The organism is Pseudomonas sp. LBUM1653, from assembly GCF_059716115.1.
Map to the genome: position 1 here is coordinate 1,665,413 of NZ_CP166803.1, position 26,341 is coordinate 1,691,753.

Consider the following 26,341-nt stretch of genomic DNA (forward strand, 5'->3'; position numbering starts at 1 on the left):
AGAGTCCGAGCATGTGTGAGTTATTGGGCATGAGCGCCAATGTCCCGACCGATATCGTGTTCAGCTTCACCGGGCTGATGCAGCGCGGTGGGCGTACCGGTCCGCACCGAGACGGTTGGGGCATCGCTTTCTACGAAGGCCGGGGTTTGCGCCTGTTTCAGGACCCGGCGGCGAGCTGCGAGTCGGAAGTCGCGAACCTGGTGCAACGCTACCCGATCAAGAGCGAAGTGGTGATCGGGCATATCCGCCAGGCCAACGTCGGTAAGGTCTGCCTTTCCAACACCCATCCCTTCGTGCGCGAGTTGTGGGGACGTAACTGGTGCTTCGCCCATAATGGCCAGTTGGCGGATCTGCAGCCGACCGCCAGCTTCTACCGGCCCGTCGGCGATACCGACAGCGAAGCGGCGTTCTGTGACTTGCTCAACCGCGTGCGGGCCGCGTTTCCCGAGCCAGTAGAGGTCGAAGAACTGCTGCCGGATCTGGTCGCTGCCTGCGCCGAATACCGCAGCAAGGGCGTGTTCAACTGCCTGCTCAGCGATGGCGACTGGTTGTTCTGCTATTGCTCGACCAAGCTGGCGCAGATCACCCGTCGTGCCCCGTTCGGCCCGGCGCGCTTGAAGGACGTCGATGTGATCGTCGACTTCCAGGCCGAAACCACACCTAACGATGTGGTCACGGTGATCGCCACCGAACCCTTGACCGAAAATGAAACCTGGACCCGCTATGAGCCAGGCCAATGGAGCCTGTGGCGACGCGGTGAATGCGTCAGCCAGGGCAGGACCGAATAAGGATCATCCCCCATGTTGCTCAGTTATCTACGGCTGGTGTTGTTTGCGGCGGGCCTGTTGATCGGTGTCCAGGTGCCGGGGTTCATCAATGATTACGCCAAGCGGGTCGAAGCGCACCTGATTGAAGCGCAGGCCGGGCTGAGCGGGTTTCAGAACACCGCCAATCAATTCTTCAAGGGGGACATGCAGGCCCTGGTCGCCCACTATCGCGCCAGTGAAGACCCGATCTTTCGCAGCGACGCCGACAGCCTGGGCAACCTGCTGACTCGCCAGGTGGCGTTGGACAAGCAGTTCCAGGCGATGCAAGGGCCGTGGTACATCCGCTTCCTGCAAGTGGTGCTGGCTGCGGATCCGGATATTCGCAAGGAAACCTGGAACGGCTACAGCTACCAGATCCTGTTGACCCCGGAGGCGATGATCTGGGGCATGAGCGGCGCATTGCTGCTGTCGTTCGGGATTGAGTGCCTGTTCCGTCTGATCGATTGGGTGGTGTTGGGTGGTAAGCGATTGCGCCAGAGCCGGCCGATCGAAGAACGGGATTTGCGCGGGTTGTAATGATCGTTCCCACGCTCTGCGTGGGAATGCCTCAACGGACGCTCCGCGTTCGGCTCTGAATGGGACGCGGAGCGTCCCGGGCTGCATTCCCACGCAGAGCGTGGGAACGATCATCAACCGGCCAAGGTAATGTAGTTCGCACCCACCCGACGCGCATACCCCTCCAGCACCTGCTGACACAACGCCACAATCTCCTCGACCCATTCCACGCCCACCCGCCACGACACCACCACTTGCAAGTCCGGTGGTCGCTGGTCGATGTCCAGCAAGGTCAATTCACCCCGTGCCAGTTCCTCCGCCACCAGCACCGGCGGCAATGCACCGATGCCAAAACCGTCGCGCAGTAATCGGGTGATCGCCGAGACCGAGTTCACGCAGTTCAGCCGTGGCGCCATGACGCCGTTGGCCTGCATCAGCGCGAGCACTTCCTGATGGGGATGGGAGTTTTTCGAGTAGGTAATGATCCGCTCATTGGCAAGGTCGACGATGCCTGAGTAGTCGCGGTTGTAGAGCGAATTGCTGGCGACGATCCAGCCCATGGGGTGGCTGGCCAGTTCCAGGCTGCGCACGCTTTCCTGGCGCAGCAGATCGGTTTGCAGGATCACATCGAGAAAGCCTTTTTGCAGCTGATCGCAGAGGTTGAGCGAGGTATCGGCCACCAGTTCGATTTCCACCAGCGGGTAGTGATCGGTCATCTGCGCCACCAACGGGCTCAGCCAGGTGTGGATCACCGTGTCCATCACACCGATGCGCACACGTCCCGCCTTGCTCGAACGTGTCTCGATCGACTGCTTGAGCGCTTGCATGGTGTCCATCATCTGCTCGGCGTATTCGAGCACTTTCAAGCCTTCCGGGGTCAGGCTCACACCGCGCGAGTCGCGTAGGAACAGCTTCACCCCAAGCTCGCCTTCGAGTACGGCGATGCGGCTGGAAATCGACGCCTGGGTAGTGAAGAGCTTGTCGGCGGTGAGGCGGAAACTCTTGAGCCGGGCGACCCAGACGAATGTCTCGAGAAACTTCAGGTTCATGTGATCAAGTTTTTCTTATGGCTAGGGCGGGTTTTTATTAGTTGGACGCAGAGGGCTGGCGCGTCCAAAAATCGACACATCCGGTTCCCACGATAGGCGTCGTCGGGGCTCAGAACAATACCAATAAAATCAGCGCGGAGATTTGCCATGAGTGCGCCCGACACCCCCTTCATTCCGAAAGCCACGGCTCGCCCGGGACCTTTCGACTGGTATCGCAACATCAATCAGCAGGAACGCCGCACCTTCTGGAGCTGCAAGATCGGCTATGGCCTGGATGGCATGGACACCCAGATGCTCAGCTTCGTGGTGCCGACCCTGATTGCCATGTGGGGCATTACCACCGGCCAGGCCGGGCTGATTCACACCAGCACACTGATCGCTTCGGCCATTGGTGGCTGGGTGGCGGGGATTCTCTCCGACCGCATCGGTCGTGTGCGCACCTTGCAACTGACCGTGCTGTGGTTTGCGTTCTTCACCTTCCTCTGCGGTTTCGCTCAGAGCTACGAGCAACTACTGATCGCGCGGACCCTGATGGGCTTCGGTTTCGGCGGCGAGTGGACCGCCGGCGCAGTGCTGATCGGCGAAGTCATCCGCGCTCAGGACCGCGGCAAGGCAGTAGGCATGGTGCAATCGGGCTGGGCGCTGGGCTGGGGCCTGACCGCAATCCTGTATGCGCTGCTGTTTTCGATAATGCCGCCGGAAGACGCCTGGCGCGCGCTGTTCATCCTCGGCATCGTGCCGGCGATTTTCGTGATCTTCGTCCGCCGCCTGGTCAAGGACCCGGAAATCTACCGCGAAGCCAAAGCCAGACAGGAACCGAGCAATCCGGCGAAGTTCTACGAGATCTTCGCCCCCGGCATGCTCTTCACCACGATTCGCGCTTCGTTGCTGACCACCGGTGCGCTGGGCGGCTACTACGCCATCACCTCCTGGCTGCCGACCTTCTTGAAGAACGAACGCGGTTTGAGCGTACTCGGCACCGGCGGTTATCTGGCGATGGTGATCGTCGGTTCCTACGTCGGTTATGTCATCAGCGCCTATTTGACCGACATCCTCGGTCGCAAAAAGAACTTCATCCTGTTCGCCGTCGGCTCGTTCACCATCGTTTTGCTGTACACCCAATTGCCGGTCAGCAACGGCGTGATGCTGTGGCTGGGCTTTCCATTGGGCTTCTTCGCTTCGGGGATTTTCAGCGGCATGGGTTCGTTCCTGACCGAGCTGTTCCCTACGCGGATTCGTGGTTCTGGCCAAGGCTTTTGCTACAACATCGGCCGGGCGCTGGCGGCGTTGTTCCCGCTGTTGATCGGCCTGCTCAGCCAGACCGTGCCGCTGAGTGTGGGCATCGGTGCCTTTGCGGCGGTGTCCTACGGCGTGGTGATCCTCGCGGCCCTGAGCTTGCCGGAAACCCGTGGCAAGCAACTCGACGCCCAGTAACTGGTAATCTGCGGGCGTGTCATACGGATATGTCCCACAGCTAAAAAGAATAAAGCCTACAGGAGTGATCAGCGTGAGCCGCCTGCTATTGAACTGCGACATTGGCGAAAGCTTTGGCAACTGGACCATGGGTCTGGACGCCGAAGTCATGCCCTTCATCGATTGCGCCAACATCGCCTGCGGTTTCCATGCCAGCGACCCGAGCATCATGCGCAAGACCGTCAGCCTGGCCCTCAGCCACGGTGTGCAGATCGGAGCCCATCCGGCCTATCAGGATCTGGTCGGTTTTGGCCGCCGTTCCATGGCCTATGCCACCCAGGAACTGCAGGACATCCTGCATTACCAGATCGGCGCCCTCGACGGCATCTGCCGGGCCCAGGGCGGGCGGGTCAGTTACGTCAAACCCCACGGCGCGATGTACAACGACATGATGGCCAACCCGGCACAATTACGGGCGGTGCTTCAGGCGGTGGCGTCCTATGACCGCAACCTGCCGTTGATGCTGATGGCCACCCGCGACAACAGTGCCGCGCAGCAGTTAGGTGAGGAGTACGGCGTGACCCTGTGGTTCGAAGCCTTCGCCGACCGCGCTTACGACAGCGCCGGCATGCTGGTGTCGCGGCAATTGCCGGGGGCGGTGCATCACGATCCAGAGAAAATCATCGAACAGGCGCTGATCATTGCCCGTGGCGATCACCTCAGCGCCAGTGATGGCAGCGCCTTGCACTTGCAGGCCAACACCCTGTGCGTGCACGGCGACAATGCCAGTTCGGTGGCCGCCGTGCGGCGCATTCGTGAAGCCTTGAATCAGCAGGGCGCGTCATGAAACTGCGGGTAGAAGTGGTCGCGCTCGATTGCCTGATGGTGCGTCTGTTCGATGAGATCGCCGAAGCCAACATGCCTTGGATGCTCGCCGCCAGTGAAAGTCTGCGGGCGGCGTTCGGTGAACAGCTGATCGATCTGGTGCCGTCCTACACAACCTTGATGGTGCATTACGATCTGACAGCGTTGAGCCCGACCCAGGCCCGGGAGCTGATTGCCCAGGCGCTGATCGATCTGTCGCCCAATGCACGCACCCGTGGCAAATGTCATGTGCTGCCGGTGTGGTACGACTTGAGTGTCGGGCCGGAGCTGAGCCTGTTGTCACAACGCAGCGGGCTGGCGGTGGAAGAGGTGATTCGCCGTCACAGCCAGCGTGAGTATCAGGTGTTCGCCCTGGGATTCGCACCGGGGTTCGCGTTTATGGGCCTGGTGGAAGAAGTACTCGCCGCACCGCGCCTGAGCACGCCGCGCAAAAAGGTCGCCGCGGGCAGTGTCGGTATCGCCGAACGGCAGACGGCCGCCTATCCGGTGGTATCGCCCGGCGGCTGGAACCTGATCGGCCGCACGCCGGCCAGATTGTTCGACCGCAACCGTGACGGCTACAGCTTGATGCAACCGGGCGACACCGTGCGTTTCGAAGCGGTCGGCCATGCCGAGTTCATCAATCTGGGCGGTGACGACACGCCATTGGAGGCACAGGCATGAGCCGTCTGACGATTGAAGCGAGTACACCGCTGTGCCTGTTGCAGGACGCCGGTCGTTTTGGCGTGCGGCATCTGGGCGTGACCCAGGGCGGCGCGGCTGATTGGCGTTCAATGTCGTGGGCCAATTGGTTGCTGGGTAACGGGCTGGATGCGCCGGTGATCGAAATCACCCTCGGCGGGTTCACCTTGGTGGCCGAGGACGATTGCGTGCTGGCGCTGGCCGGAGCGGATCTTGGCGCTCGGGTGGACGGCGAGCCGCTGGCGCCGTGGCGCAGCTTCCGGCTACATAAGGGCCAGCAATTGCAATTCACCCAGCCATTGCTCGGCGCCCGGGCCTATCTGGCCGCGCCGGGTGGCTTCGATGCGCCTAAGGTGTTGGGCAGCAGCGCGACCGTAGTTCGTGAGGAACTCGGTGGACTGGATGGCATGGGGCGTGCGCTGAGCAAAGGCGAGTGTTTGAGCTATTCGGGCAATTCGGTGATGTTGCTGCGGGAGTTGACCGCAGAGCAGCGTCCGAACCTGAATCTCGATGCTCCGTTGGACCTGGTACTCGGTGCGCAGGTCGGTGAATTCAGCGGGCAGAGTCTGTTCGATGCGTTCAACAGCGCATGGAGCCTCGACAGCCGCGCCGACCGCATGGGCATTCGCTTGTTGGGCACACCCTTGCAGTACCAAGGCAAGCCGATGATTTCCGAGGGTATTCCACTGGGGGCGGTGCAGGTGCCACCGGACGGGCAGCCGATTGTGTTGCTTAATGATCGGCAGACCATTGGCGGTTATCCGCGTTTGGGGGCGTTGACGCCGTTGGCGCTGGCGCGGCTGGCGCAGTGCCTGCCGGGGGCGCAGGTAAGGTTGCGGCCGGTGGTGCAGGAGGTCGCCCATCGGGAGCAGATCGAGTACTTGCGCCGTTTTTCAAACCGTTAAAAGCTTCGCGAGCAGGCTCGCTCCCACAGGGATCTCATGTTCACAAAGATCCATTGTGGGAGCGAGCCTGCTCGCGAAGGCGGCATCCCGGACAACAGAAATCTCTACTTGGAAAGAAACCGCATCCCTTCCTCCAACCCCCGCAGCGTCAGCGGATACATCTGGTCTTCAATCAAGTCGCGAACGATATTGGTCGACGAGGTGTAACCCCAGGTATCTTTCGGATACGGGTTGATCCAGATGAGCTTCTTGTACTTCTCCTTGAACCGCTGCATCCACACATAGCCAGCTTCTTCGTTCCAGTGCTCGACGCTGCCACCGGCCTGGGTGATTTCGTAGGGCGCCATGGCGGCGTCACCGATGAAGATCACTTTGTAGTCGGCGCCGTACTTGTGCAGCAAGTCCTGAGTCGAGGTGCGCTCGGAGCTGCGCCGCATGTTGTTCTTCCACACCGATTCATAAATGAAGTTGTGGAAGTAGAAGTACTCCAGATGCTTGAACTCGGTCTTGCACGCCGAGAACAGCTCCTCGCAGATCTTCACGTGGGCGTCCATCGAGCCGCCGATGTCGAACAGCAGCAAGAGCTTGACGGTGTTGCGCCGTTCTGGACGCATCTGGATGTTCAGCAGCCCCGCATCCTTGGCGGTGTGGTCGATGGTGCCATCGATATCGAGTTCTTCCGCTGCACCCTGACGGGCAAATTTGCGCAAGCGGCGCAGGGCGACCTTGATGTTGCGCGTGCCCAGCTCGACCGAATCGTCGAGGTTCTTGTACTCGCGCTGATCCCAGACTTTCACGGCCTTGCCCTGGCGTTTGCCGGCATCGCCGACCCGAATGCCTTCCGGGTTGAAACCGCCGGAACCGAATGGACTGGTACCACCGGTGCCGATCCACTTGTTGCCGCCAGCATGGCGTTCCTTCTGTTCTTCCAGGCGCTTCTTGAACTCTTCGATCAGCTTGTCGAGGCCGCCGAGCGACTGGATCGCCGCCCGCTCTTCGTCAGTCAGGGAGCGTTCGAATTCCTTGCGCAGCCAGTCTTCCGGAATCAACGCCTGCAGGTGATCGTCGAGCTTTTCCAGGCCATTGAAGTAGGCCCCAAAGGCCCGGTCGAACTTGTCGAAATGCTTTTCGTCCTTCACCAGGATCGCCCGGGACAAGTAATAGAACTCGTCCATGTCGGCGAAGGTCACGCGCTGTTTCAGCGCGTTGATCAGGTCCAGCAGCTCGCGCACCGAGACCGGCACCTTGGCTGCACGCATTTCATTGAACAGATTGAGCAGCATGGCTTTTGCCCCAGATGATCAACGACTGCCGCGACGGCTCATGAACGCCAGACGCTCCAGCAGTTGCACGTCCTGTTCGTTCTTCACCAGGGCACCGGCCAGCGGCGGAATGGCCTTGGTCGGATCGCGTTCGCGCAGCACCGCTTCGCCGATGTTGTCGGCCATCAGCAGCTTCAGCCAGTCCACCAGTTCGGAGGTCGATGGCTTCTTCTTCAGGCCCGGCACCTTGCGCACGTCGAAGAACACGTCCAGCGCTTCGCTGACCAGGTCTTTCTTGATGTCCGGGTAGTGCACGTCGACGATCCGCTGCATCGTGGTGCGATCCGGGAACGCGATGTAGTGGAAGAAGCAGCGGCGCAGGAAGGCGTCCGGCAGCTCTTTCTCGTTGTTGGAGGTGATGATGATGATCGGGCGCTTCTTGGCCTTGATGGTCTCGTCGATCTCGTAGACGTAGAACTCCATCTTGTCGAGTTCTTGCAACAGGTCGTTGGGGAACTCGATGTCGGCCTTGTCGATTTCGTCGATCAGCAGGATCACTCGCTCTTCGGACTCGAAAGCTTCCCAGAGCTTGCCCTTCTTCAGGTAGTTACGAACGTCGTGGACCTTTTCCGTGCCGAGCTGCGAATCGCGCAGACGGCTGACCGCGTCGTACTCGTACAGGCCCTGGTGAGCCTTGGTGGTGGACTTGATGTGCCAGGTGATCAGCTTGGCACCAAAGGATTCGGCCAGTTGCTCGGCGAGCATGGTCTTGCCGGTGCCTGGTTCGCCCTTGACCAGCAGCGGCCGCTCCAGGGTGATGGCGGCGTTGACCGCCAGCTTAAGGTCATCGGTGGCGACGTAGGCCTGGGTGCCTTCGAACTTCATCTGCTAATCCTCGAACGGTAACGCCGGCCTGAGCGAGGCAGGGCGCAGGGTGCAATAAAAGGTGCAATAAGGTGCAATAAAATGGTCAGCCCCGACTATAACGCGCAGTACGGTCGACTGTGAACGCAGACGGCTTATTCAGTCTCTGAATGGAGCGTCACATCTTGACTCAGACTCGGCGGCTGGCCAGTATTGAGCTATCGCCATTTTGGCGATAGCTTGCTGGGCATGTCTACAAAATATCGATTTCGAGATACGTACCGCATTCAGTTGCGCGAGAAGGATCATCCGCCGCCCCACGTTCATCTGACCGGTGGCGGGTTGGACGTCATGCTGAGCCTGGAAACCGTAGACGTGATGGTGGGCAAGGCACCGCCGCTGATTATCAAGGAAGCGCTTGAGTGGGTCAGGGCCCATCAGGTGCAATTGCTGGAGGATTGGAAACGATGTTACCCATGAAGCGACCACGACTATTGGCAGTGGGGGTATTGCCGGATTATCGGCTGGCGCTGACGTTCATCGATGGTCAACAACTGACCCTGGACCTGAGTCGCGACCTGCAGGCCTTCGCGGGCTTGCAACCCTTGCAGGGAAGCGCTTTCGAGGGTGCTGCGCTCGGTGATGATGGCTGGTGTGTAGAGTGGCCTGAGCTGGACATCCAGATCGGTGCCGATACCTTGTATCTGGATGCGCTCGCGCAAAACGCTTCGGACGAAAATACCCGAATCTTCATCGACTGGCGCGCTCGCACCGGATTGCCGCTCAATCAGGCCGCCGAGGCGCTGGGGGTCAGCGCCCGCAGCATCAGCCGCTACAGCAGTGGTCGAGAGGCGGTTCCGCGATCACTGGCCCTGGCCTGCCTGGGATGGGATTTCTTGCAACAGCAAGCCAATCCGCTACGGGCAGCCGAAGATACCGGTCGTTACACCGTCACGCGCAAACGTTAGCCGGCATCCGGCTTGGGTCGTTCATACCGGGCATTGAACGCTTGAATGAAACCATTTCGTAAAATCTGCAAAAACGCCTCGAACGCGTTGATATCTTTTTGGTGAACATTGCCGCTCAGCTCTACTCGGGTCGCAAACTGGTTCTTACCCTGGTTTTTCAACACGGTTTCGGAGCCGCCGACGATAGCCTCCCAGATGGAACGAAAAATCCCTTTGTCCTTATTTTCCACATCCTGTTGCCAGTTGAACACGTCAACATCCCTGAGCAGCGGTTTGATATAACCCGTCAATTTGGCTTTTTTGGCTTGGGCTTCGATCACTACATCGCCGTGGCCGGCATTGAAATCGAACTTGCCATAGGCCGAAGCGAAGTCGTTCATGCGTTTGAGTTCAATGTTCCTGGCGCGCATGCGAAACTCGAAATCTTCGAAATTACTCAGTGGATCGAAGGTGGCCGTGGTTTCCAGGGGGGCATGTCCCAACAACAGCGCCTTGCCTTCGAAGCGGGCGTCGCGCTTGCCTTTGGAATCGACCACGTTGGTCAGGTTGTAAATGCTCAGGTCGACCTTGGTGGCATTCATGTTCACCGGCGGTTTGGAGTTGAAGTTGCGAAAGCTGATCTTGCCATCGTCGATCCGCACTTCATTCAGGGTTATCGGCAGCAATTTGCCCAGCTGGGCGCGCCAGTCGGTACCCTCGCCGGTTTGCGAGTTTTTCTTGTTGGCCCCGCCATCGACGAAGTTGACCTCAGGCTTGACGAACTTCACTTCGGCGACCACCGCGTGGTCGTACCAGAGGGAATGCCAGCTGACCGAGAGGTCGATCAGTGGCGCATTGACAAAGGGAACCGGCACCTTGCCCTCGACCTTGACGATTTTCAGGCCGTTGATCTTGTAGGCACCGCGCCACAGGGCCAAGTCCACGTCGGTGATCTGGCCGCGGTAATCGCCCATGTTCGCCAACCTGTCATTGAGGTAGTCGCGAACCAGGTAGGGCAGGGAGAAGTGCAGGGCAATCAGCAGCACAACGAGGCCGGCGAAGCTCCACAACGGCCAACGGTATCGACGTTTCATGGTGGTAATTCTCTGGCGTTCTAAAGCCATTGACTGCGGTGACATCCGGACGTTCGACCTGACTGGACGCCTGCGGGCAAGAGGCTTACCTTGATGCCCTATTTAATGCTGTCGTTAAGGACCCAGCCATGAGCCGTATCTTCGCTGACAATGCCCATTCCATCGGCAATACGCCTTTGGTGCAGATCAACCGTATTGCGCCACGCGGCGTCACCATCCTGGCCAAGATAGAGGGGCGCAACCCCGGTTACTCGGTCAAGTGCCGGATTGGCGCCAACATGATCTGGGACGCCGAAAGCACAGGCAGACTCAAGCCGGGCATGACCATCGTCGAACCGACTTCCGGCAACACCGGTATCGGCCTGGCCTTCGTTGCCGCCGCACGTGGCTACAAATTGATGCTGACCATGCCGGCATCCATGAGCATCGAGCGCCGCAAGGTACTCAAGGCACTGGGGGCAGAGCTGGTGCTGACCGAGCCGGCCAAGGGCATGAAAGGCGCCATCGAGAAGGCTGGGGAAATAGTCGCCAGTGATCCGGCCCTCTATTTCATGCCGGCGCAGTTCGACAACCCGGCCAACCCCGCCATCCACGAAAAAACCACCGGGCCCGAGATCTGGAACGATACCGACGGTGCCGTGGATGTCCTGGTGGCAGGTGTTGGAACAGGCGGAACCATTACCGGCGTTTCACGGTATATCAAGAATACCCAGGGCAAACCTATTGTCTCGGTGGCAGTGGAGCCAGCCGTATCTCCGGTGATTTCCCAGGCGTTGGCCGGTGAAGAAATCAAGCCGAGCCCGCACAAGATCCAGGGCATCGGCGCCGGTTTTGTACCGAAAAACCTCGACCTGTCGATTGTCGACCGGGTGGAGCTGGTCACCGATGAGGAGTCCAAGGCCATGGCCCTGCGCTTGATGCAGGAAGAAGGCATCCTGTGCGGTATTTCCTGCGGCGCCGCGATGGCGGTGGCGGTACGCTTGGCGGAGACCCCGGAAATGCAGGGCAAGACCATTGTGGTGATCCTTCCGGATTCCGGTGAACGTTACTTGTCGAGCATGCTGTTCAGCGATCTGTTTACTGAGCAGGAGAACCAGCAGTAACGGCTGGGCGAAGGCTTGACGATGGAGAGGGGGCCCCCCTTCTTCATCCGGTGTGACTGGACGCGGGTCAGCAAGCGTTCAGCCACCTTGTGTTAAGAAATGCTTTGTTACGCATTCCTTAACACTGTATGTCGGACTACACGGGTTTTTCCCGTGATTGGTAGTGGTTATCATGCCAACGGCTGCGTCGAGGAATGGCGTTGCGGATGTCTATCTATCAAGGAGTTGTTGATGAGCGTTTCGGTTGTCGCGAAAGCGTCGTTGTTGCTGCTGTTTCTGGGCAGTACCCTCTATGTGCATTTGCGTGGCAAGGCACGTTTGCCGGTCTTGCGCCAATTCGTCAACCATTCGGCCCTGTTCGCTCCCTATAATGCCTTGATGTATCTGTTCTCCGGCGTGCCTTCAAAACCCTACCTGGACCGCAGCAGGTTTCCCGAACTGGATGTGCTCAAGGACAACTGGGAAGTTATCCGCGACGAAGCGATGCATCTGTTTGATGAGGGTTATATCTGCGCCGCGGAAAAAAATAACGACGCCGGTTTCGGTTCATTCTTCAAGAAGGGCTGGAAGCGTTTCTACCTAAAGTGGTACGACAAACCCTTGCCCTCGGCCGAGCTGCTGTGCCCGAAGACCGTGGCGCTGGTCAGCGCGATTCCCAATGTCAGGGGCGCCATGTTCGCCCTGCTGCCGGGAGGCAGTCACCTTAATCCGCACCGCGATCCGTTCGCCGGTTCCCTGCGCTATCACCTGGGGCTGTCAACGCCTAATTCCAACGCTTGCCGCATCTTCGTCGACGGTCAGGCCTACGCCTGGCGTGATGGTGAAGACGTGATGTTCGACGAGACCTATGTGCACTGGGTCAAGAACGAAACCGACAAGACCCGGGTCATCCTGTTCTGCGACATCGAGCGACCGCTCAGTAACCGCTTGATCACCGGCATCAACCGCTGGATCAGCAGCCTGCTGGGGCGCGCCACCGCACCGCAGAACCTTGCGGATGAACGCGTGGGCGGGATCAACCAGGCCTATGCCCGGAGCAAGCAGTTCAGCGACAGGTTCAGTGGGGTGATCAAGCAGTGGAAACGTCGTTTTCCCAAGGCGTACCGGGCAATGCGGCCGGTGTTGGCGATCGGCGTGTTGGGTTTGCTGGGGCATTGGCTGCTGGGCTGAACACCTGTTGGCCACAAGGACAGGAAAAAAGATCGCCATCAGGCTGATGCTGTTCACTTTTGGCTGCAGGTGCATATTTGGCTTGGGTGAATATCCGTTGCTGCGGTAACGGCCGCCTAGGGTTTCGCTTTTACAGCGAGTCACTTGGAAGAGCCCTGTAGGAGCGAGCCTGCTCGCGATGGAGGTCAACGATGACGCGGGGAGCCTGACACCCCGCGGTGCTCTCAGGTTCATCGCGAGCATGCTCGCTCCTACAGGGCCGGCCGCCATCGGCCATCCATGGCAGGCGGCGGCTAAACCGGCATCCATGCCGGTTTACCCACTGCGCAGAACCTCCACTCGGCCTCTCGAGGGGGCAAGAAAATCAAAAGCCAAAGCCAATGCGAGGCGGCCTGACAGCCGACCTGATTGCAGGTCTGTCCGCGATCCCCTGTGGGAGCGAGCCTGCTCGCGAAAAACGTCCAGACAACGCGATCATCCAGACAGGGCGCGTAATCGTTGACGTCCATCGCGAGCAAGCTCGCTCCCACAGGGATTCGGGGGGCTGTCAAAGTCAGGTCGGCTGTCAGGCCGCCTCGCTTTGGCTTTAGATTTGGGCGCCCCGTTAACCACGATGGCCGAACGCAGGCATTGCGCAGTGGGTAAACCGGCAGGACGCCGGTTTAGCCGCGCTGGGCCAGGGATGGCCCATCGCGGCGACCCACGGAGCAATGCCGGAGTGAGGGCATGCCGAGCCCTAGCGAGGCACCAAGTGTTGGGGCAAAGCCTTTTGGTTCCTTTTTGGCGTTTGAAAAAGGGACTCGCCGTAAGGGCGAAACCCTAAGTGGCCGTTACCGCAGCAATGGATATCCCCTCAATCCAGTTCTTAAATACAACCCCATGCTTAAGTGAACAGCATTGCGCCATCAGGCGATTTTTTTTTTATTTTTCGGAGCTTTGCTATATTACAAATGTCGCCCGTAAATGATGTCAGGGCGTCGAGAGGGTATATACAGAGCCGGTCGCAGAGCTGGCGTGCGCTGAATGTTCAAAACCTTATCCAACCCTTGCCACAGCAGAATTTCCTTGGCAGTAACGCCTTGGGTGTTAACCGGGCTGCGCGGGTTTCAAGCATGCCGGTTTGAATGGGCAATCCGTCTTTGAGAACCTGGGTCCGATCCTCGCAACCTTATTGAAAAAAGGTCTGAATCAATGACCATCCTGGTAACTGGCGGTGCAGGCTTCATTGGGGCAAATTTCGTATTGGATTGGCTGGCTCACTCCGATGAAACCGTAGTCAATCTGGACAAGCTGACCTATGCCGGCAACCTGGACAATCTCAGCAGCCTGACGGGCAATCCGCAGCATGTATTCGTGCATGGCGATATCGGTGACAGTGCCTTGGTCGAGCGCTTGCTCGAAGAGCACCGGCCCCGTGCCATTCTCAATTTTGCCGCGGAGTCTCATGTCGATCGCTCGATCCACGGGCCGCAAGCATTCATCGACACCAACATCGTTGGCACTTTCCGCTTACTGGAAGCCGTGCGCGCCTACGTCAAGGGGCTGGCGTGCGATTCGCTACAGGCCTTTCGCTTCCTGCATGTGTCCACCGACGAAGTCTATGGCTCGCTGGGCAAAGAAGAAGCGGCGTTCAACGAAAGCCATGCGTATGAACCCAACAGCCCTTACTCGGCCAGCAAAGCCGCCAGCGACCACCTGGTGCGCGCCTATCATCACACTTACGGCCTGCCCGTACTGACCACCAACTGCTCGAACAACTACGGGCCGTATCATTTCCCGGAAAAGCTGATTCCGCTGATGATCGTCAACGCGCTGTCCGGCGAGGCATTGCCGGTCTATGGCGATGGCCAGCAAATTCGCGACTGGTTGTATGTCAAGGACCACTGCAGCGCCATACGCCGCGTGTTGGAGGCAGGCAGCGTGGGTGAGGTCTACAACGTCGGTGGCTGGAACGAAAAGACCAATCTCGAGATCGTGCACACCGTCTGCGCCTTGCTCGATGAGCTGCGTCCGCGTGCCGACGGCCAGCCCTACCATGCACAAATCCGCTACGTCACCGATCGGCCCGGGCACGACCGCCGTTATGCCATCGATGCCCGAAAACTCGAACGTGAACTGGGTTGGAGACCGGCAGAAACCTTCGAGACCGGCATTCGCAAAACCGTCCAGTGGTACCTGGACAACCAGGATTGGGTGCGCAATATCCAGTCCGGCGCTTACCGCGAATGGGTCGAGAAAAATTATGCCGGGCGCAGCGCATGAAACTGCTTTTGCTCGGCAAGAATGGCCAGGTGGGCTGGGAGCTGCAACGCAGCCTTGCGCCCCTTGGCGAGTTGTTGGCGCTGGACTCCGCAAGCCAGGAGTACTGCGGCGATCTGAATGATTTGCCGGGGCTGGCCGCCACCGTGCAGCGCTTCGCGCCTGACGTTATCGTTAACGCAGCGGCCTACACCGCTGTCGACAAGGCTGAAAGCGAACCGCAGCTGGCCCATCGGGTCAATGCCGATGCGCCGGCAGTGCTGGCTCGAGAGGCGTTACGGTTGAAGGCTCTGCTGGTGCATTACTCCACCGATTATGTGTTCGCAGGGCTTGGCGACAGGCCTTGGCAGGAAAACGATCCGGTAGCGCCATTGAGTGTCTATGGCGCCAGTAAGCTGGCCGGCGAACAGGCGATTGCCGCCAGCGGCTGTGCTCATCTGATCTTGCGTACCAGCTGGGTGTATTCCGCACGGGGCAACAACTTTGCCACGACCATGCTGCGCCTGGCCCGGGAACGTGAAAGCCTGGCCGTGATCGATGATCAGTTCGGCGCGCCAACCGGTGCCGAATTGCTGGCGGATGTGACCGCCCATGCCATCCGTAGCCTGATGGCCGACCCGCAATTGGGCGGGATCTACCATCTTGCCGCCACTGGCGAAACCTCCTGGTGTCGCTATGCTCGTTTTGTACTCGAACAAGCCGAGCGGGCAGGCATGAACCTCAAGGTTACCCCGGCAATGGTCGACGCGATCGGCACCGAGGCGTACCCGACGCCGGCACGACGCCCATGCAATTCCCGACTCGATACTCAAAAACTGCAAAAGGCCTTTGCGCTGAGCTTGCCTGACTGGAAAGTCGGCGTGACACGGATGCTCGCAGAAATACTGGAGAAATGAATATGCTCAATCGTAAAGGCATCATCCTTGCCGGCGGCTCTGGTACTCGACTGCATCCGGCGACATTGTCCATCTCCAAGCAGCTGCTGCCGGTTTACGACAAGCCGATGATCTACTACCCACTGAGCACCCTGATGCTGGCGGGTATTCGCGATATCCTGATCATTTCCACGCCACAAGACACTCCGCGTTTCGAACAGCTCCTGGGGGACGGCGCCCGTTGGGGCCTGAACATTTCCTATGCCGTGCAGCCTTCGCCCGATGGCCTGGCGCAGGCCTTCATCATCGGCGAAGACTTTATCGGCAACGACCCCAGCGCCCTGGTCTTGGGTGACAACATCTATCACGGCCACGACTTCATCAATATTCTGCAAAGTGCCATGACGCGTCAGGCTGGAGCGAGTGTCTTTGCCTATCACGTCAATGACCCGGAGCGTTACGGCGTGGTCGAGTTCGACGGCCAGGGCAAGGCGATCAGCCTCGAAGAAAAGCCACTCAAGCCCAAGTCGAACTTTGCAGTCACCGGGCTGTACTTCTATGACCAGGACGTTGTCGAGATGGCCAAGAGCATCAAGCCATCGGCGCGGGGCGAGCTGGAAATCACCGATATCAACAGCCTTTACCTGGAACAGGGCAACCTGTCGGTAGAAATCATGGGCCGCGGTTACGCCTGGCTGGATACCGGGACTCACGACTCACTGCTCGATGCCAGTCTGTTCATTGCCACGCTTGAGCGTCGCCAGGGCCTTAAAGTCGCATGTCCTGAAGAGATTGCCTTCCGGCAGAAATGGATTGATGCCGATCAGCTGCAAAAACTGGCGGCACCCTTGGCAAAAAATGGTTACGGCCAGTACCTCAACCGTCTTTTGCAAGCGGGTTGATGCCTGCCGCGCCTTCCAACGCATTGCCAAGGGTATCGAGCTCTGGTTATAGTCAGCACAAGCAGGTCCCCTTGACCTGCTTTCTCGACCTCTCGAAAAAGATCAGCCCAATGCCTGCATCCCTCATCAACGCGGTAGTCGATTCAGCGGTCAACGCTGGCGTCGTGCCGTGCGGGAACCAGCAGCCTGTGCAGATCAGTCATTACCCCCCACCTGTCAGTAGCACGCCGGCGTACGCAGTCGTATCACCGCCGGGCGTCGGCATTTCGGGCTGATCAGGGTTTTTCTGCTGTTCCCCTGCCTGTCTGAAAAAGCGTCCGCTTAAAAAAAAACTACTGAATTTCAGCTTCGGCTGAGTTGGCTTCTTGCCTGACTACAGGTGGTATTCATGTTTGTCCTTTCGAAAAAGTCCGCGCTCGCGGCGGCTTCCACGAGCCTGTTCGTTCTGCTGTGGAGCAGCGGGGCGATCTTCTCCAAGTGGGGGCTGGCCCACGCGTCACCCTTTGCCTTTCTGTTGATTCGCTTCGCCATCGCGTTATGCGGCCTGGTGTTGCTGATGCCGTTACTGAAGTTGAAGTTGCCCAAGGGCGGCAAGGCAATGCGCTATGCGATGGCCACCGGTGTGGTGTTGCTGGGGGCGTATCAGATTTTTTATCTGCTGGCGCTCGACCTCAAGGTCACGCCCGGTGTGATGGCGACCATCATGGGCGTGCAACCGATTCTCACGGTGGTGCTCATGGAGCGTCAGCGCTCAGCCAGCCGAATGTTCGGCCTGTCCTTGGGACTGGCCGGTTTGATCATGGTGGTCTATCAAGGCATCGGCCTGGCCGGTATGTCGCTGGCCGGAATGCTGTTTGGCCTGCTGGCGCTGGCAAGCATGACCTTTGGTTCGATCATGCAGAAACGCATTACCGACAATCCCCTCGGCACGCTGCCGGTGCAGTACCTGGCCGGGCTGTTGCTCTGCGGGATTTTCGTGCCGTTCCAGCCGTTTCATTTCGAACACAGCAGCGGATTCATCGTGCCGGTGTTGTGGATGGGGCTGGTGGTGTCGGTGCTGGCAACCTTGTTGCTGTACCGCTTGATCGCCCGGGGCAATCTGGTGAATGTTACCAGTCTGTTCTATCTGGTACCGGCCGTGACGGCCGTGATGGATTACCTGATTTTCGGCAATCGGCTGGCGATGTTGAGCATCCTCGGCATGCTGCTGATTATCGTCGGTCTGGTGTTCGTGTTCCGTAAAACCGCGTAAACGCATTCCCCTGTAGGAGCTGCCGGAGGCTGCGATCTTTTGATCTTGCTTTTAAAAGATCAAAAGATCGCAGCCTCGTTGCACTCGGCAGCTCCTACAGTTTGCTCAGCGCGTGCTCGGCGCGCACCGAGTTCATGAACGCCTGCATCGCCGAGGATTGAATCCGATGACGCCGGGTGATCAGCCCATACGGTGGCAATCGTGCTTCGAACTTGATCGGCAACACCGCCAGCAGGTCACGACCGGGATAGTCCTCGACCACCGACACCGGCGTGACACCGAGCATGTCGGTCTGCTGAATCAACGAGAGCAAGGTCATGATCGAGGTGGTTTCGACGATGCTGCTGGGGATGTCGACCCGAGCATTGTGGAACACCTGATTGATGATCGCGCGCATCGGGCTTGGCTGTTGTTGCAGCACCCAGGTCATGTTCTGCAATTCTGCCCAGCCCAGTTGCTTCTCCTGCGCCAGCGGATTTTGCGCACCGGCAATCACACACAGGGCTTCTTCACCCAGGCTGTCGAACAGCAGTTCTTCGGCCCGTGCTCCGGGCGGAATCCGCCCCAGCACGATGTCCAGTTGATCCTGTAACAGCGCCTGCACCAGCACGTCGCTGGTGTCGACCTGGATGCTCATGGACAAGCGTGGATGGCTTTGCTTCAAGGTCGCGATGGTGCGGGTCAACAGCCCTGAGGCCAGCGCGGGAATGGCGCCAACTGCGACCCGACCCAGGTTGCCCGATTGCAGGGCCACAAGTTCTTCGCGCATGCCGCTGAGCTCGGCAAAGACCATGCGTGCGTAGTAGATGACGGTTTCGCCGAACGGGGTCGAACGCATGCCCCGAGGTAGACGTTCAAAGAGCTCGACGCCGAGCAAATCCTCAGCCTCGTGCAGCATCTTGGTCGCTGCCGGTTGAGTCATGCCGATGTGGTCGGCGGCGCGACGCAACGAGCCAAATTCTTCCAGCGCCAGCATCAGCCGCAGTTGGCGCAGACGCAGTCGACTGTGGATCACATTGGCATCAGGAATTCGGGACATGGGCCGTACTCGCAATAAAGACTGCGGCAAGCCTGACAACAAATGTCAGGCGTTGCCAGCATTGCTGTGTCACAGCACCGATTTTGGCTTGGTGACCTGGGGTTTGCGCAGGCTCATCAGGGTTTGCAGCGCCTTGGAAATCAACGGCCAGAACAGCATCAGCAGCGCCGCCGTGGTCAGGCTGCCCACCAATGGATTGGACCAGAAGATCCCCAGGTGCCCGTCAGAGAACAGCATCGCCTGACGGAATGCATCTTCGGCCTTGTCGCCCAGCACCGCCGCCAGTACCAGCGGCGCGATCGGATAGCCGAGTTTCTTGAACAGATAACCCAACGCGCCGAAACCGAGCATCAGCACCACGTCGAAGAACGAGTTGTGCACCGAGTAGGCACCGATGGCGCAGACCATGATGATGATCGGCGCGATGATCGAGAACGGAATGCGCAGGATCGAGGCGAACAGCGGCACGGTAGCCAACACCACGATCAGGCTCACGACGTTGCCCAGGTACATGCTGGCGATCAGGCCCCAGACAAAGTCGTGCTGTTCGACGAACAACGTTGGCCCTGGGTGCAGGCCCCAGATCATCAAACCGCCGAGCATCACTGCCGCGGTGGCCGAACCGGGGATGCCCAGGGTCAGCATCGGCAGCAAGGCACTGGTGCCGGCCGCGTGGTCGGCGGTTTCCGGGGCGATCACGCCTTCGAGTTCACCTTTGCCAAAGTTGTCGCGATTCTTCGAAAAACGCCGCGCCAGGCTGTAGCTCATGAACGACGCAGCCGTCGGCCCGCCCGGCGTAATGCCCATCCAGCAACCGACCAGGGTGCTGCGCAAGATGGTCCACCAGTAGCGCGGCAACTTGGCCCAGGTGCGCAGGATCACCATCGGCGTAATGCGCGCATGTTCGCCACGGAACACCAGGCCTTCCTCCACGGTGCAGAGGATTTCGCCGATACCGAACAGACCGATCACCGCCACTTCGAAGCTGATGCCGGTCATCAAGGTCGGCTGATCAAAGGTCAGGCGCAGGTTGCCGGACACGGTGTCCATCCCCACCGCCGCCATGGCGAAACCGATCATCATCGCCACCACGGTTTTCAGCGGCGGGTTCTTGCTCATGCCGATGAAGGTGCAGAACGCCAACAGGTACACCGCGAAGAACTCCGGTGAACTGAACGACATGGCGAACGCGGCAATTTTTGTCGACAGGAAGGTCAGCAACAACACCCCGGCCAGTGCGCCGATCAGTGCCGAGCTGAATGCTGCAGTCAACGCTTCAGCAGCGCGACCTTCGCGGGCCATCGGGTAGCCGTCAAACGTCGTCGCCACCGATGAGGGTTCTCCGGGGATGTTGAACAGGATCGAGGTGATCGAGCCGCCAAACAGCGCGCCCCAATACATGCACGACAGCAGGATGATCGCCGACACCGGCGACATGGTGAACGTCAGCGGTAACAACAGTGCCACGCCATTGGGGGCGCCGAGACCGGGCAACACGCCGACCAGGATGCCCAGCAGCACGCCGATCACCATCAGGCCGATGTGGCCCGGGGTCAGGATCAGGTTCATGCCTTGCAACAGGGAATCGAATTCGCTCATTTGAAGTTTCTCCCGGCCAGGGCAATCCAGTCGCCCATCGGGCCGGCATCCAGCGGGACCTTGAACCACAGCGCGAAAATCAGGTAGCTGGCGAGTACCGCGCCGAGGGATACACTGCCGATCATCAATTTACCGTAAGGCTTGGCGCGGACCTTGTCGCGCCACATGAACCAGGCGATGAAGCACGCGGAGGCGACGTAGATGCCGGTGAGAGGCATGGCCGCGACGAACAGCGCAATCGGGATGAACACGGACAGCACTTGCCTGAACGCACTGCGACTGACAAATGCAATGCTCAGCGCTTGCCAGCGCACCACGGTCAACACGCCATTGGCCACGCTCGCAGTGCTCAACATCAGGCCGATGTAGAAGGGGAAGTAACCCGGCTCGGGGCCGGAATCGCCCCAGCCGATACCTTGTTCGACGCTGCCGTACATCACCACCACGCCGATCAGCGCGGTGAAGACAGCCAGGCCGAGTTCGACCCAGCGGGTGCCGACCAGCGCCGGTGAATCCGAAGAATGAGACATGAAAACACCTCCAGCAGGTGACGGCCGCCCGCAGGCGAGCGGCCATGACACTTCAGTTTTTCAGCCACCCGGCTTCTTTGAACACAGGGGTGACGCGGGCGGTGTCTTTTTCGATGTAGGCGGTCAGCGGTTCGCCTTCGAGGAAGGTCGGCACCAGTGCGTTCTGCTTGACGTAGGCCTTGAACTCCGGCGTTTCGGTGACTTTACGCATCAGCTCGACATAGAACGCGCGTTGCTCGGCGGAAATGTCGCCGGGCATGAACACGGTGCGTGGGAAGCGGTATTGATCGATGCCCAGACCTTGTTCGTGGCAGGTCGGCACATCCGCCCAGGACTTGTCGCCGGCGACTTTTTCAGTGTAGGCCATGCGCTCTTTACTGAAGACGCAGAGCGGTTCGACCTGATCGCCACGCCATTGGCTGATGCTTTCGCTGGGATTGTTGACGTTGGCAGCGATGTGCTTGCCGGCCAGTTGGGTTGCGGCTTCGCTGCCGCTCTTGAACGGGATGTACACCAGTTTGCTGTTGGTGGTCTGGTTCAGCAGCAGGGTCAGGGTCTGGTCGACGTCCTTGGACTGGCTGCCGCCCATGCGCAGGTTCGACGGATCGGCCTTGACCGCTGCGTAGAAGCCTTTGGCGTCTTTCCATGGAGCGTCCTTGTAGCTCCAGAGAATGAAGTCATCCTCGGCCACGGCGGCAATCGGGGTCAGCTCCTGCCATTGGTAGCCGAGCTTGGACACCAGCGGCAACAGGTAGATGTTGTTGGTGCCGATTACCAGCTTTTCGGCGTCGCCCTTGTTCATTTTCATGTCGAGAAAGGCTTCGGCACCGTTGCCGCCACCCTTGTTGAGGACGATGGTATTAACGTCGAGGAACTTGTGAATGGTGATGATCGACTGGATCAGGCGACCGAGTTGGTCGGTACCGCCACCGGGGCCACCGGCGACAACGATTTCCACATTTTTGTCCGGTTGCCAGGCGTGGGCCAGAGCGGGGAGGGCGCCAGCGGCGACCAGCGTGCAGCCAAGAAACAGACGGGATGTGCGACGGACGAATGCATTTCGCATGATGGAAGAGCCTCGTTTTTGTAGTTGTTATGAGTGACTTGGTTGCGTTCGAAAGCTGCAAGCCTGGCCTGAGTGTGGGAAGGCGCCGTCGCCGCGTCTAGTCAAAACAATACATACACCGATAGCCTGGGGTTATAGCTCGGCAAACGAAGCAAGACTTCTGTGGGAGCGAGCCTGCTCGCGATGGACCCAAGGGCGCCGCGTTTATTCAGGAAACACGCGATTTCGTTGAAGACCATCGCGAGCAAGCTCGCTCCCACAGAAAAATGTATGCCCACGTTGAAAGCTCATTGAAAGCACGGCATGCCATAACCCGTAGCTATCACCTGATTTCAAGTTTTGATTAGACGGTTATCACCGGGCCTTCGATAGTACCTACCAATGCCGCCTTGTAGGAGCGAGCATGCTCGCGCAAAACGTCATGACACCTCGGGCATTCAGACAGCCCGCGTTTTCGTTAACGACCATCGCGAGCATGCTCGCTCCTACAAGGGGCCAAGGGGCAATGTTGGCCCTCAAAAAAATAAAAAATCGAGGTACGCACCATGGCTCGTCCCAGTGCTTCCCTGCACCTTCCCACGGCAGCAGTGATCCCGCAGGCCACCGCCGCGAAAGCCAGTAGCGTGCGCTGGCGGATCTTCGCGATCGTCTTCGCGCTGACCATGGTCAACCTGATCGATCGGGTATCGCTGTCCATCGCCATGCCGACCATCGCCCATGAATTCTCCCTGTCACCGAGTATGCAAGGGCTGATCCTCAGCAGCTTTTTCTGGGCCTATGCACTGCTGCAGATTCCCGGTGGCTGGTTGATCGATCGCTTCGGACCGCATCGGGTCATCAGTTGGTCCACCGGGCTGTGGGGCGCATTCCAGGTGCTGGCGGCGTTCGCCACTGGTGGCTTGTCGTTGTTGTTTGCCCGCGTGGCGTTGGGGGCCTCGGAAGCTCCGTTATTCCCGTCCGGCGGCAAGCTGATTTCCCTGTGGCTGGCGCCCAGCGAACGCAGTCGCGGCGCCGTGCTGATGGACAGCGGCAGCCCATTGGGCGTGGCGTTGGGCGGGTTGATCATTGCCTACCTGATCGCCTCGCTGGATTCCTGGCGTCTGGCGTTCGTGATCGCCGGCATCGCGACCCTGGTTCTGGCCTGGCTGGCGCGGCGTTATCTGCGTGATGATCCGGCCAGTCACCCGCAGGTCAATGCCCTGGAGCTTGCGAAGATCAATGCCGGGCGCGCCACGCCGGCCGCCGAAGCCGCCCGTGCACCGGTCAAAGGCTTGGGCATTGCCGCCCGTTCACTCAGCGGATTGCTGATCGGTCGTGCCAGTTGGGCGATGGTGTATTTCGGCCTGCTGACCTGGGGGCCGAGCTATCTGGCGCAAGCCCGGGGTTTTGATATCAAGGGCATTGGCGCAGCAACATTCGTGATTTTCGTCTGCGGTGCGTTGGGTTCGTTGACCGGTGGTTTCCTCTGCGACGGCTTGATCCGCAAGGGCATCAGTCGCGGGGTGGCGGTCAAGAGCCTGCTGGCGTTTTCCGGCCTGGTGGCCCTCGGCGCGTTCCTGCTGTTGCCGACCCTGAGCAATCCTTTTGCGGCCGTGGCGCTGTTGGCCATGACCGCTTTTTTCTTGATGTGGGGCAGCCTCTACTGGAGTTTCCCGGCACTGCTGGCAGCGCCTGCGCGGGTCGGGTTGATCGGCGGCGTGATGAACATGGCCGGTAGTACTGGTGGCATCGCGGTGCCGATCCTGGTGGGTGTGATTTTGCAAATGACCGGTGGATTTGCCCCGGTACTGGGATTTTTTGCGGTGTGCTCAGCAGTGTTTGTGTTGGCGACTTTGTTCATCAGTCTCGACGAGGTGCGTTATGGCTGAGCGTTGGAATGGACCGATCATCGATGCCCATCATCACTTTTGGGACCCATCGATCAACGACCATCCGTGGCTGGCGCCCGAAGCCAACATTGCGTTTCGCTACGGCGATTACACCGCAATCAAGCGCCGCTATTTTCCCGAGGATTATTTCGCCGATGCCGGTGAACATCGGGTGGTGCAAACGGTGTATGTCGAGACCGAATGGAACCCGCAGGACCCGATTGGCGAAACCCGTTTTATCGAGCAACTGGCCGCTCGCTACGGCGTGCCGAACGCGATCGTCGCGCAAGCCTGGCTCGACCACCCGGACGCCATTGCGCTGCTGGCCGAGCAGGCCACCTACAAGTGCGTGCGTAGCGTGCGGCACAAACCCGGCGGGCCGACGTCACCCGAACAGTTCGGCCGGGTGCGCAGCCTGATGAGCGACGATCACTGGCGGCGCAGCTACGCGGCGCTGGAAGGTCTGGGCCTGCATTTCGATTTGCAGACCCCCTGGTGGAACTTGCCCGAAGCCGAACGGCTGGCTCGGGATTTCCCCGGCATCACCCTGATTCTCAATCACGCCGGGTTGCCCAACGACCGCAGCGCCGAAGGCCTGGCCGGTTGGCGCGCCGCGATGGCGCGGTTGGCGCAGTGGCCGAACGTGCAGGTCAAGATTTCCGGCCTGGGCCAGGCGGGCCGGGCATGGCGAGCCATCGACAACGCCTGGATCGTGCGCGAAATCATCGCGATGTTCGGTACCCAACGGGCGATGTTCGCCAGCAACTTTCCGGTGGACAGCCTGTGCGGCTCGTTCGACGACATCTACAGCGGTTTCAAATCCATCGTCGCCGATCTGCCAGTGGCCGATCAGGAGCGACTGTTCTACAGCAACGCGCAGCGAATCTATCGCTGCGAACCTTGCGCCATTGACCGGGCGCTGCCTGAATCCTTGAGGAGTGAAGCATGAACAAGACAACCATCGCGATGGTCCTGGGTGACCCGGCGGGCATCGGCCCGGAACTGATCGCCCGCTTGCTCGGCGAGCCCGAGGTACGCGGCCAGGCCAACGTGATTCTGATTGCCGACGAAGCGGAAATGCGTCGCGGCATGCGCATCGCCGGGGTGGAGTTTCCCTATCGCCGGGTGGAGTCGCTGGAGCAGCTGTCTTTCGTTGATGACACACCGCTGTTCTACGATTTTCGCGGCGACACTATCGGTGAATTTCCGCGCAGCGAGGCCAGCGTCATTGGCGGTCGCTACAGCCTCGACACTTTGGAAATCGCCCTGCGCCTGACCGAGGCCGGGACCACTGACGCGATATTGTTCGGACCGCTGAACAAGACCTCGCTGCACATGGCCGGCATGGCCCACAACGATGAGTTGCACTGGTTCGCCGAGTTGCTGGATTTCCACGGGCCGTTCTGCGAATTCAACGTGCTCGACAATCTCTGGACCTCACGTGTTACCTCTCACGTGGCGTTGGCGGAAGTACCGGGGCTGCTCAGCCAGGAGCGGGTTGTGGAAGCGATTCAATTGATCGACACCGCGTTGAAGCGTAATGGCCTGGAAAAACCGCGCATCGGTGTTTGTGGACTCAATCCGCACAACGGCGACAACGGCTCCTTCGGCCGTGAAGAACTGGACATCATCGGCCCGGCCGTGCGCAAGGCTCAGGCGCTGGGGATTGCGGCGGAAGGGCCGTATCCGGGCGACACGATTTTCCTCAAGGTCCAGGGCGACGCCAGCGCCTTTGACGCGGTCGTCACGATGTATCACGACCAGGGGCAGATCGCGATCAAGCTGATGGGCTTCTCCCGTGGCGTCACGGTACAGGGCGGCCTGCCCATTCCGATCACAACGCCGGCCCACGGCACCGCGTTCGATATCGCGGGGCAAGGCAAGGCGAATGTCGGCGCAACCCGTCAGGCGTTCGAGATTGCTTGCCGGATGGGGGGCAACAGCTACTGATAAAACGCATGTCCCCCTGTGGGAGCGAGCCTGCTCGCGAAAGCGGTCTAACAGTCACTGTAGTGGTGCCTGACCTGACGCCTTCGCGAGCAGGCTCGCTCCCACATTTGTTTTGTGTGCGGCTGATAACCCTTTCCACTCAATAATCCAATTTTCCTATCACCCTAGGTTATCGCCGGATACGCATAAGTGATTATCCGCAGCCCCTTGGCGCTGGCTAAAGTCGCTCCATCGAATGCGCGCAACCGCTCCCCGAGCGGCTCCACGCAGCGACTCAACAATGACAAGAAGCCGGCAGCGCAAGGA

25 protein-coding genes are annotated in these 26,341 nt (G+C 59.6%); 17 read left to right on the plus strand and 8 right to left on the minus strand.

Going from position 1 to position 26,341, the window contains the following annotated elements:
• The first annotated feature begins 11 nt into the window (after positions 1-11).
• Positions 12-788, plus strand: coding sequence for a class II glutamine amidotransferase (locus ACA054_RS07660; RefSeq protein WP_008056134.1), 777 nt, complete (start codon positions 12-14; stop codon positions 786-788).
• Between the two features lie 12 nt (positions 789-800).
• The gene (locus tag ACA054_RS07665) at positions 801-1,343 is read left to right on the plus strand and encodes a DUF2937 family protein (RefSeq protein WP_020797831.1); all 543 of its coding nucleotides are present in this window, start codon (positions 801-803) and stop codon (positions 1,341-1,343) included.
• Between the two features lie 113 nt (positions 1,344-1,456).
• On the opposite strand, the gene ACA054_RS07670 is transcribed toward ACA054_RS07665, so the two are convergent.
• Positions 1,457-2,371 carry a LysR family transcriptional regulator gene (locus ACA054_RS07670; RefSeq protein ID WP_497688858.1) on the minus strand — a complete coding sequence of 305 codons (915 nt, stop codon included), beginning with the start codon at positions 2,369-2,371 and terminating at the stop codon, positions 1,457-1,459.
• Positions 2,372-2,518: 147 nt separating this feature from the next.
• Between ACA054_RS07670 and ACA054_RS07675 the strand changes: the two genes are divergently transcribed.
• The 4 genes from ACA054_RS07675 (at position 2,519) to ACA054_RS07690 (ending at position 6,255) form a co-directional block, all read left to right on the plus strand.
• Positions 2,519-3,805 (plus strand): MFS transporter, encoded by a 1,287-nt coding sequence (locus ACA054_RS07675; RefSeq protein ID WP_497688859.1) that lies wholly within the window; start codon positions 2,519-2,521, stop codon positions 3,803-3,805.
• Between the two features lie 73 nt (positions 3,806-3,878).
• Positions 3,879-4,631 (plus strand): 5-oxoprolinase subunit PxpA, encoded by a 753-nt coding sequence (locus ACA054_RS07680; RefSeq protein ID WP_497688860.1) that lies wholly within the window; start codon positions 3,879-3,881, stop codon positions 4,629-4,631.
• On the plus strand, positions 4,628-5,332 hold the full coding sequence (gene pxpB, locus ACA054_RS07685) for a 5-oxoprolinase subunit PxpB (RefSeq protein WP_497688861.1): 705 nt from the start codon (positions 4,628-4,630) through the stop codon (positions 5,330-5,332). Before ACA054_RS07680 ends, pxpB begins: the two co-directional genes overlap by 4 nt.
• Positions 5,329-6,255, plus strand: a complete 927-nt coding sequence (locus ACA054_RS07690; protein WP_497688862.1) for a 5-oxoprolinase subunit C family protein — start codon at positions 5,329-5,331, stop codon at positions 6,253-6,255. Before pxpB ends, ACA054_RS07690 begins: the two co-directional genes overlap by 4 nt.
• A gap of 104 nt (positions 6,256-6,359) precedes the next feature.
• On the opposite strand, the gene ACA054_RS07695 is transcribed toward ACA054_RS07690, so the two are convergent.
• Positions 6,360-7,538 carry a vWA domain-containing protein gene (locus ACA054_RS07695; protein ID WP_497688863.1) on the minus strand — a complete coding sequence of 393 codons (1,179 nt, stop codon included), beginning with the start codon at positions 7,536-7,538 and terminating at the stop codon, positions 6,360-6,362.
• Positions 7,539-7,556: 18 nt separating this feature from the next.
• The gene (locus ACA054_RS07700; protein WP_060541285.1) at positions 7,557-8,402 is read right to left on the minus strand and encodes an AAA family ATPase; all 846 of its coding nucleotides are present in this window, start codon (positions 8,400-8,402) and stop codon (positions 7,557-7,559) included.
• 228 nt (positions 8,403-8,630) lie between these two features.
• On the opposite strand from ACA054_RS07700, the gene ACA054_RS07705 reads away from it, so the two are divergent.
• Both ACA054_RS07705 and ACA054_RS07710 read left to right on the plus strand, forming a co-directional pair.
• A complete protein-coding gene (locus ACA054_RS07705; RefSeq protein ID WP_219095173.1) occupies positions 8,631-8,861 on the plus strand; it encodes a DUF4160 domain-containing protein in 231 nt (76 codons plus the stop codon).
• The gene (locus ACA054_RS07710) at positions 8,849-9,349 is read left to right on the plus strand and encodes a DUF2442 domain-containing protein (RefSeq protein WP_497688864.1); all 501 of its coding nucleotides are present in this window, start codon (positions 8,849-8,851) and stop codon (positions 9,347-9,349) included. The genes ACA054_RS07705 and ACA054_RS07710 overlap by 13 nt, the downstream gene beginning before the upstream one ends.
• Here ACA054_RS07710 and ACA054_RS07715 read toward each other — a convergent pair.
• Positions 9,346-10,452, minus strand: a complete 1,107-nt coding sequence (locus ACA054_RS07715; protein ID WP_497688865.1) for a DUF748 domain-containing protein — start codon at positions 10,450-10,452, stop codon at positions 9,346-9,348. The genes ACA054_RS07710 and ACA054_RS07715 overlap by 4 nt on opposite strands.
• 98 nt (positions 10,453-10,550) lie before the next feature.
• Here ACA054_RS07715 and cysK point away from each other — a divergent pair, with 98 nt between their 5' ends.
• From cysK to ACA054_RS07745, 6 genes are all read left to right on the plus strand, one after another.
• A complete protein-coding gene (cysK, locus tag ACA054_RS07720; protein WP_497688866.1) occupies positions 10,551-11,525 on the plus strand; it encodes a cysteine synthase A in 975 nt (324 codons plus the stop codon).
• A 231-nt stretch (positions 11,526-11,756) separates the two neighbouring features.
• Positions 11,757-12,695: an aspartyl/asparaginyl beta-hydroxylase domain-containing protein gene (locus ACA054_RS07725; RefSeq protein WP_497688867.1), complete on the plus strand. Its 939-nt coding sequence runs from the start codon at positions 11,757-11,759 to the stop codon at positions 12,693-12,695.
• Positions 12,696-13,886: 1,191 nt separating this feature from the next.
• Positions 13,887-14,957, plus strand: coding sequence for a dTDP-glucose 4,6-dehydratase (rfbB, locus tag ACA054_RS07730; RefSeq protein ID WP_497688868.1), 1,071 nt, complete (start codon positions 13,887-13,889; stop codon positions 14,955-14,957).
• Positions 14,954-15,850 (plus strand): dTDP-4-dehydrorhamnose reductase, encoded by an 897-nt coding sequence (gene rfbD / locus ACA054_RS07735; protein ID WP_497688869.1) that lies wholly within the window; start codon positions 14,954-14,956, stop codon positions 15,848-15,850. Before rfbB ends, rfbD begins: the two co-directional genes overlap by 4 nt.
• Before the next feature lie 2 nt (positions 15,851-15,852).
• Positions 15,853-16,731 carry a glucose-1-phosphate thymidylyltransferase RfbA gene (rfbA, locus tag ACA054_RS07740; protein ID WP_497688870.1) on the plus strand — a complete coding sequence of 293 codons (879 nt, stop codon included), beginning with the start codon at positions 15,853-15,855 and terminating at the stop codon, positions 16,729-16,731.
• 388 nt (positions 16,732-17,119) lie between these two features.
• Positions 17,120-17,983: a DMT family transporter gene (locus ACA054_RS07745; RefSeq protein ID WP_497688871.1), complete on the plus strand. Its 864-nt coding sequence runs from the start codon at positions 17,120-17,122 to the stop codon at positions 17,981-17,983.
• 94 nt (positions 17,984-18,077) lie between these two features.
• Here ACA054_RS07745 and ACA054_RS07750 read toward each other — a convergent pair whose 3' ends face one another.
• From ACA054_RS07750 to ACA054_RS07765, 4 genes are all read right to left on the minus strand, one after another.
• Positions 18,078-19,022: a LysR family transcriptional regulator gene (locus tag ACA054_RS07750; protein ID WP_497688872.1), complete on the minus strand. Its 945-nt coding sequence runs from the start codon at positions 19,020-19,022 to the stop codon at positions 18,078-18,080.
• Positions 19,023-19,091: 69 nt separating this feature from the next.
• Complete coding sequence (locus ACA054_RS07755) at positions 19,092-20,621, minus strand: tripartite tricarboxylate transporter permease (RefSeq protein WP_497688873.1); 1,530 nt, start codon at positions 20,619-20,621, stop codon at positions 19,092-19,094.
• Entirely contained in the window at positions 20,618-21,151 is a 534-nt protein-coding gene (locus ACA054_RS07760; RefSeq protein WP_497688874.1) for a tripartite tricarboxylate transporter TctB family protein, read from the minus strand. Before ACA054_RS07760 ends, ACA054_RS07755 begins: the two co-directional genes overlap by 4 nt.
• A 52-nt stretch (positions 21,152-21,203) precedes the next feature.
• Positions 21,204-22,217, minus strand: a complete 1,014-nt coding sequence (locus ACA054_RS07765; RefSeq protein ID WP_497688875.1) for a Bug family tripartite tricarboxylate transporter substrate binding protein — start codon at positions 22,215-22,217, stop codon at positions 21,204-21,206.
• A 545-nt stretch (positions 22,218-22,762) separates the two neighbouring features.
• Here ACA054_RS07765 and ACA054_RS07770 point away from each other — a divergent pair.
• Genes ACA054_RS07770 through ACA054_RS07780 form a run of 3 tightly spaced genes read left to right on the plus strand, consistent with a single transcriptional unit; the run spans position 22,763 to position 26,035 of the window.
• Positions 22,763-24,085 (plus strand): MFS transporter, encoded by a 1,323-nt coding sequence (locus ACA054_RS07770; RefSeq protein ID WP_497688876.1) that lies wholly within the window; start codon positions 22,763-22,765, stop codon positions 24,083-24,085.
• Positions 24,078-25,034, plus strand: a complete 957-nt coding sequence (locus ACA054_RS07775) for an amidohydrolase family protein (RefSeq protein WP_497688877.1) — start codon at positions 24,078-24,080, stop codon at positions 25,032-25,034. The genes ACA054_RS07770 and ACA054_RS07775 overlap by 8 nt, the downstream gene beginning before the upstream one ends.
• Positions 25,031-26,035: a 4-hydroxythreonine-4-phosphate dehydrogenase PdxA gene (locus tag ACA054_RS07780; protein ID WP_497688878.1), complete on the plus strand. Its 1,005-nt coding sequence runs from the start codon at positions 25,031-25,033 to the stop codon at positions 26,033-26,035. Before ACA054_RS07775 ends, ACA054_RS07780 begins: the two co-directional genes overlap by 4 nt.
• Positions 26,036-26,341: the final 306 nt, after the last annotated feature.

What these genes read in the sequence shown, in the direction of transcription:
- ACA054_RS07660 (WP_008056134.1), top strand. Translation starts at nt 12, where the DNA reads ATGTGTGAGTTATTGGGCATGAGCGCCAATGTCCCGACCGATATCGTG.
- ACA054_RS07665 (WP_020797831.1), top strand. Translation starts at nt 801, where the DNA reads ATGTTGCTCAGTTATCTACGGCTGGTGTTGTTTGCGGCGGGCCTGTTG.
- ACA054_RS07670 (WP_497688858.1), bottom strand. Translation starts at nt 2,371, where the DNA reads ATGAACCTGAAGTTTCTCGAGACATTCGTCTGGGTCGCCCGGCTCAAG.
- ACA054_RS07675 (WP_497688859.1), top strand. Translation starts at nt 2,519, where the DNA reads ATGAGTGCGCCCGACACCCCCTTCATTCCGAAAGCCACGGCTCGCCCG.
- pxpB (WP_497688861.1), top strand. Translation starts at nt 4,628, where the DNA reads ATGAAACTGCGGGTAGAAGTGGTCGCGCTCGATTGCCTGATGGTGCGT.
- ACA054_RS07690 (WP_497688862.1), top strand. Translation starts at nt 5,329, where the DNA reads ATGAGCCGTCTGACGATTGAAGCGAGTACACCGCTGTGCCTGTTGCAG.
- ACA054_RS07695 (WP_497688863.1), bottom strand. Translation starts at nt 7,538, where the DNA reads ATGCTGCTCAATCTGTTCAATGAAATGCGTGCAGCCAAGGTGCCGGTC.
- ACA054_RS07700 (WP_060541285.1), bottom strand. Translation starts at nt 8,402, where the DNA reads ATGAAGTTCGAAGGCACCCAGGCCTACGTCGCCACCGATGACCTTAAG.
- ACA054_RS07705 (WP_219095173.1), top strand. Translation starts at nt 8,631, where the DNA reads ATGTCTACAAAATATCGATTTCGAGATACGTACCGCATTCAGTTGCGC.
- ACA054_RS07710 (WP_497688864.1), top strand. Translation starts at nt 8,849, where the DNA reads ATGTTACCCATGAAGCGACCACGACTATTGGCAGTGGGGGTATTGCCG.
- ACA054_RS07715 (WP_497688865.1), bottom strand. Translation starts at nt 10,452, where the DNA reads ATGGCTTTAGAACGCCAGAGAATTACCACCATGAAACGTCGATACCGT.
- cysK (WP_497688866.1), top strand. Translation starts at nt 10,551, where the DNA reads ATGAGCCGTATCTTCGCTGACAATGCCCATTCCATCGGCAATACGCCT.
- ACA054_RS07725 (WP_497688867.1), top strand. Translation starts at nt 11,757, where the DNA reads ATGAGCGTTTCGGTTGTCGCGAAAGCGTCGTTGTTGCTGCTGTTTCTG.
- rfbB (WP_497688868.1), top strand. Translation starts at nt 13,887, where the DNA reads ATGACCATCCTGGTAACTGGCGGTGCAGGCTTCATTGGGGCAAATTTC.
- rfbD (WP_497688869.1), top strand. Translation starts at nt 14,954, where the DNA reads ATGAAACTGCTTTTGCTCGGCAAGAATGGCCAGGTGGGCTGGGAGCTG.
- rfbA (WP_497688870.1), top strand. Translation starts at nt 15,853, where the DNA reads ATGCTCAATCGTAAAGGCATCATCCTTGCCGGCGGCTCTGGTACTCGA.
- ACA054_RS07745 (WP_497688871.1), top strand. Translation starts at nt 17,120, where the DNA reads ATGTTTGTCCTTTCGAAAAAGTCCGCGCTCGCGGCGGCTTCCACGAGC.
- ACA054_RS07750 (WP_497688872.1), bottom strand. Translation starts at nt 19,022, where the DNA reads ATGTCCCGAATTCCTGATGCCAATGTGATCCACAGTCGACTGCGTCTG.
- ACA054_RS07755 (WP_497688873.1), bottom strand. Translation starts at nt 20,621, where the DNA reads ATGAGCGAATTCGATTCCCTGTTGCAAGGCATGAACCTGATCCTGACC.
- ACA054_RS07760 (WP_497688874.1), bottom strand. Translation starts at nt 21,151, where the DNA reads ATGTCTCATTCTTCGGATTCACCGGCGCTGGTCGGCACCCGCTGGGTC.
- ACA054_RS07765 (WP_497688875.1), bottom strand. Translation starts at nt 22,217, where the DNA reads ATGCGAAATGCATTCGTCCGTCGCACATCCCGTCTGTTTCTTGGCTGC.
- ACA054_RS07770 (WP_497688876.1), top strand. Translation starts at nt 22,763, where the DNA reads ATGGCTCGTCCCAGTGCTTCCCTGCACCTTCCCACGGCAGCAGTGATC.
- ACA054_RS07775 (WP_497688877.1), top strand. Translation starts at nt 24,078, where the DNA reads ATGGCTGAGCGTTGGAATGGACCGATCATCGATGCCCATCATCACTTT.
- ACA054_RS07780 (WP_497688878.1), top strand. Translation starts at nt 25,031, where the DNA reads ATGAACAAGACAACCATCGCGATGGTCCTGGGTGACCCGGCGGGCATC.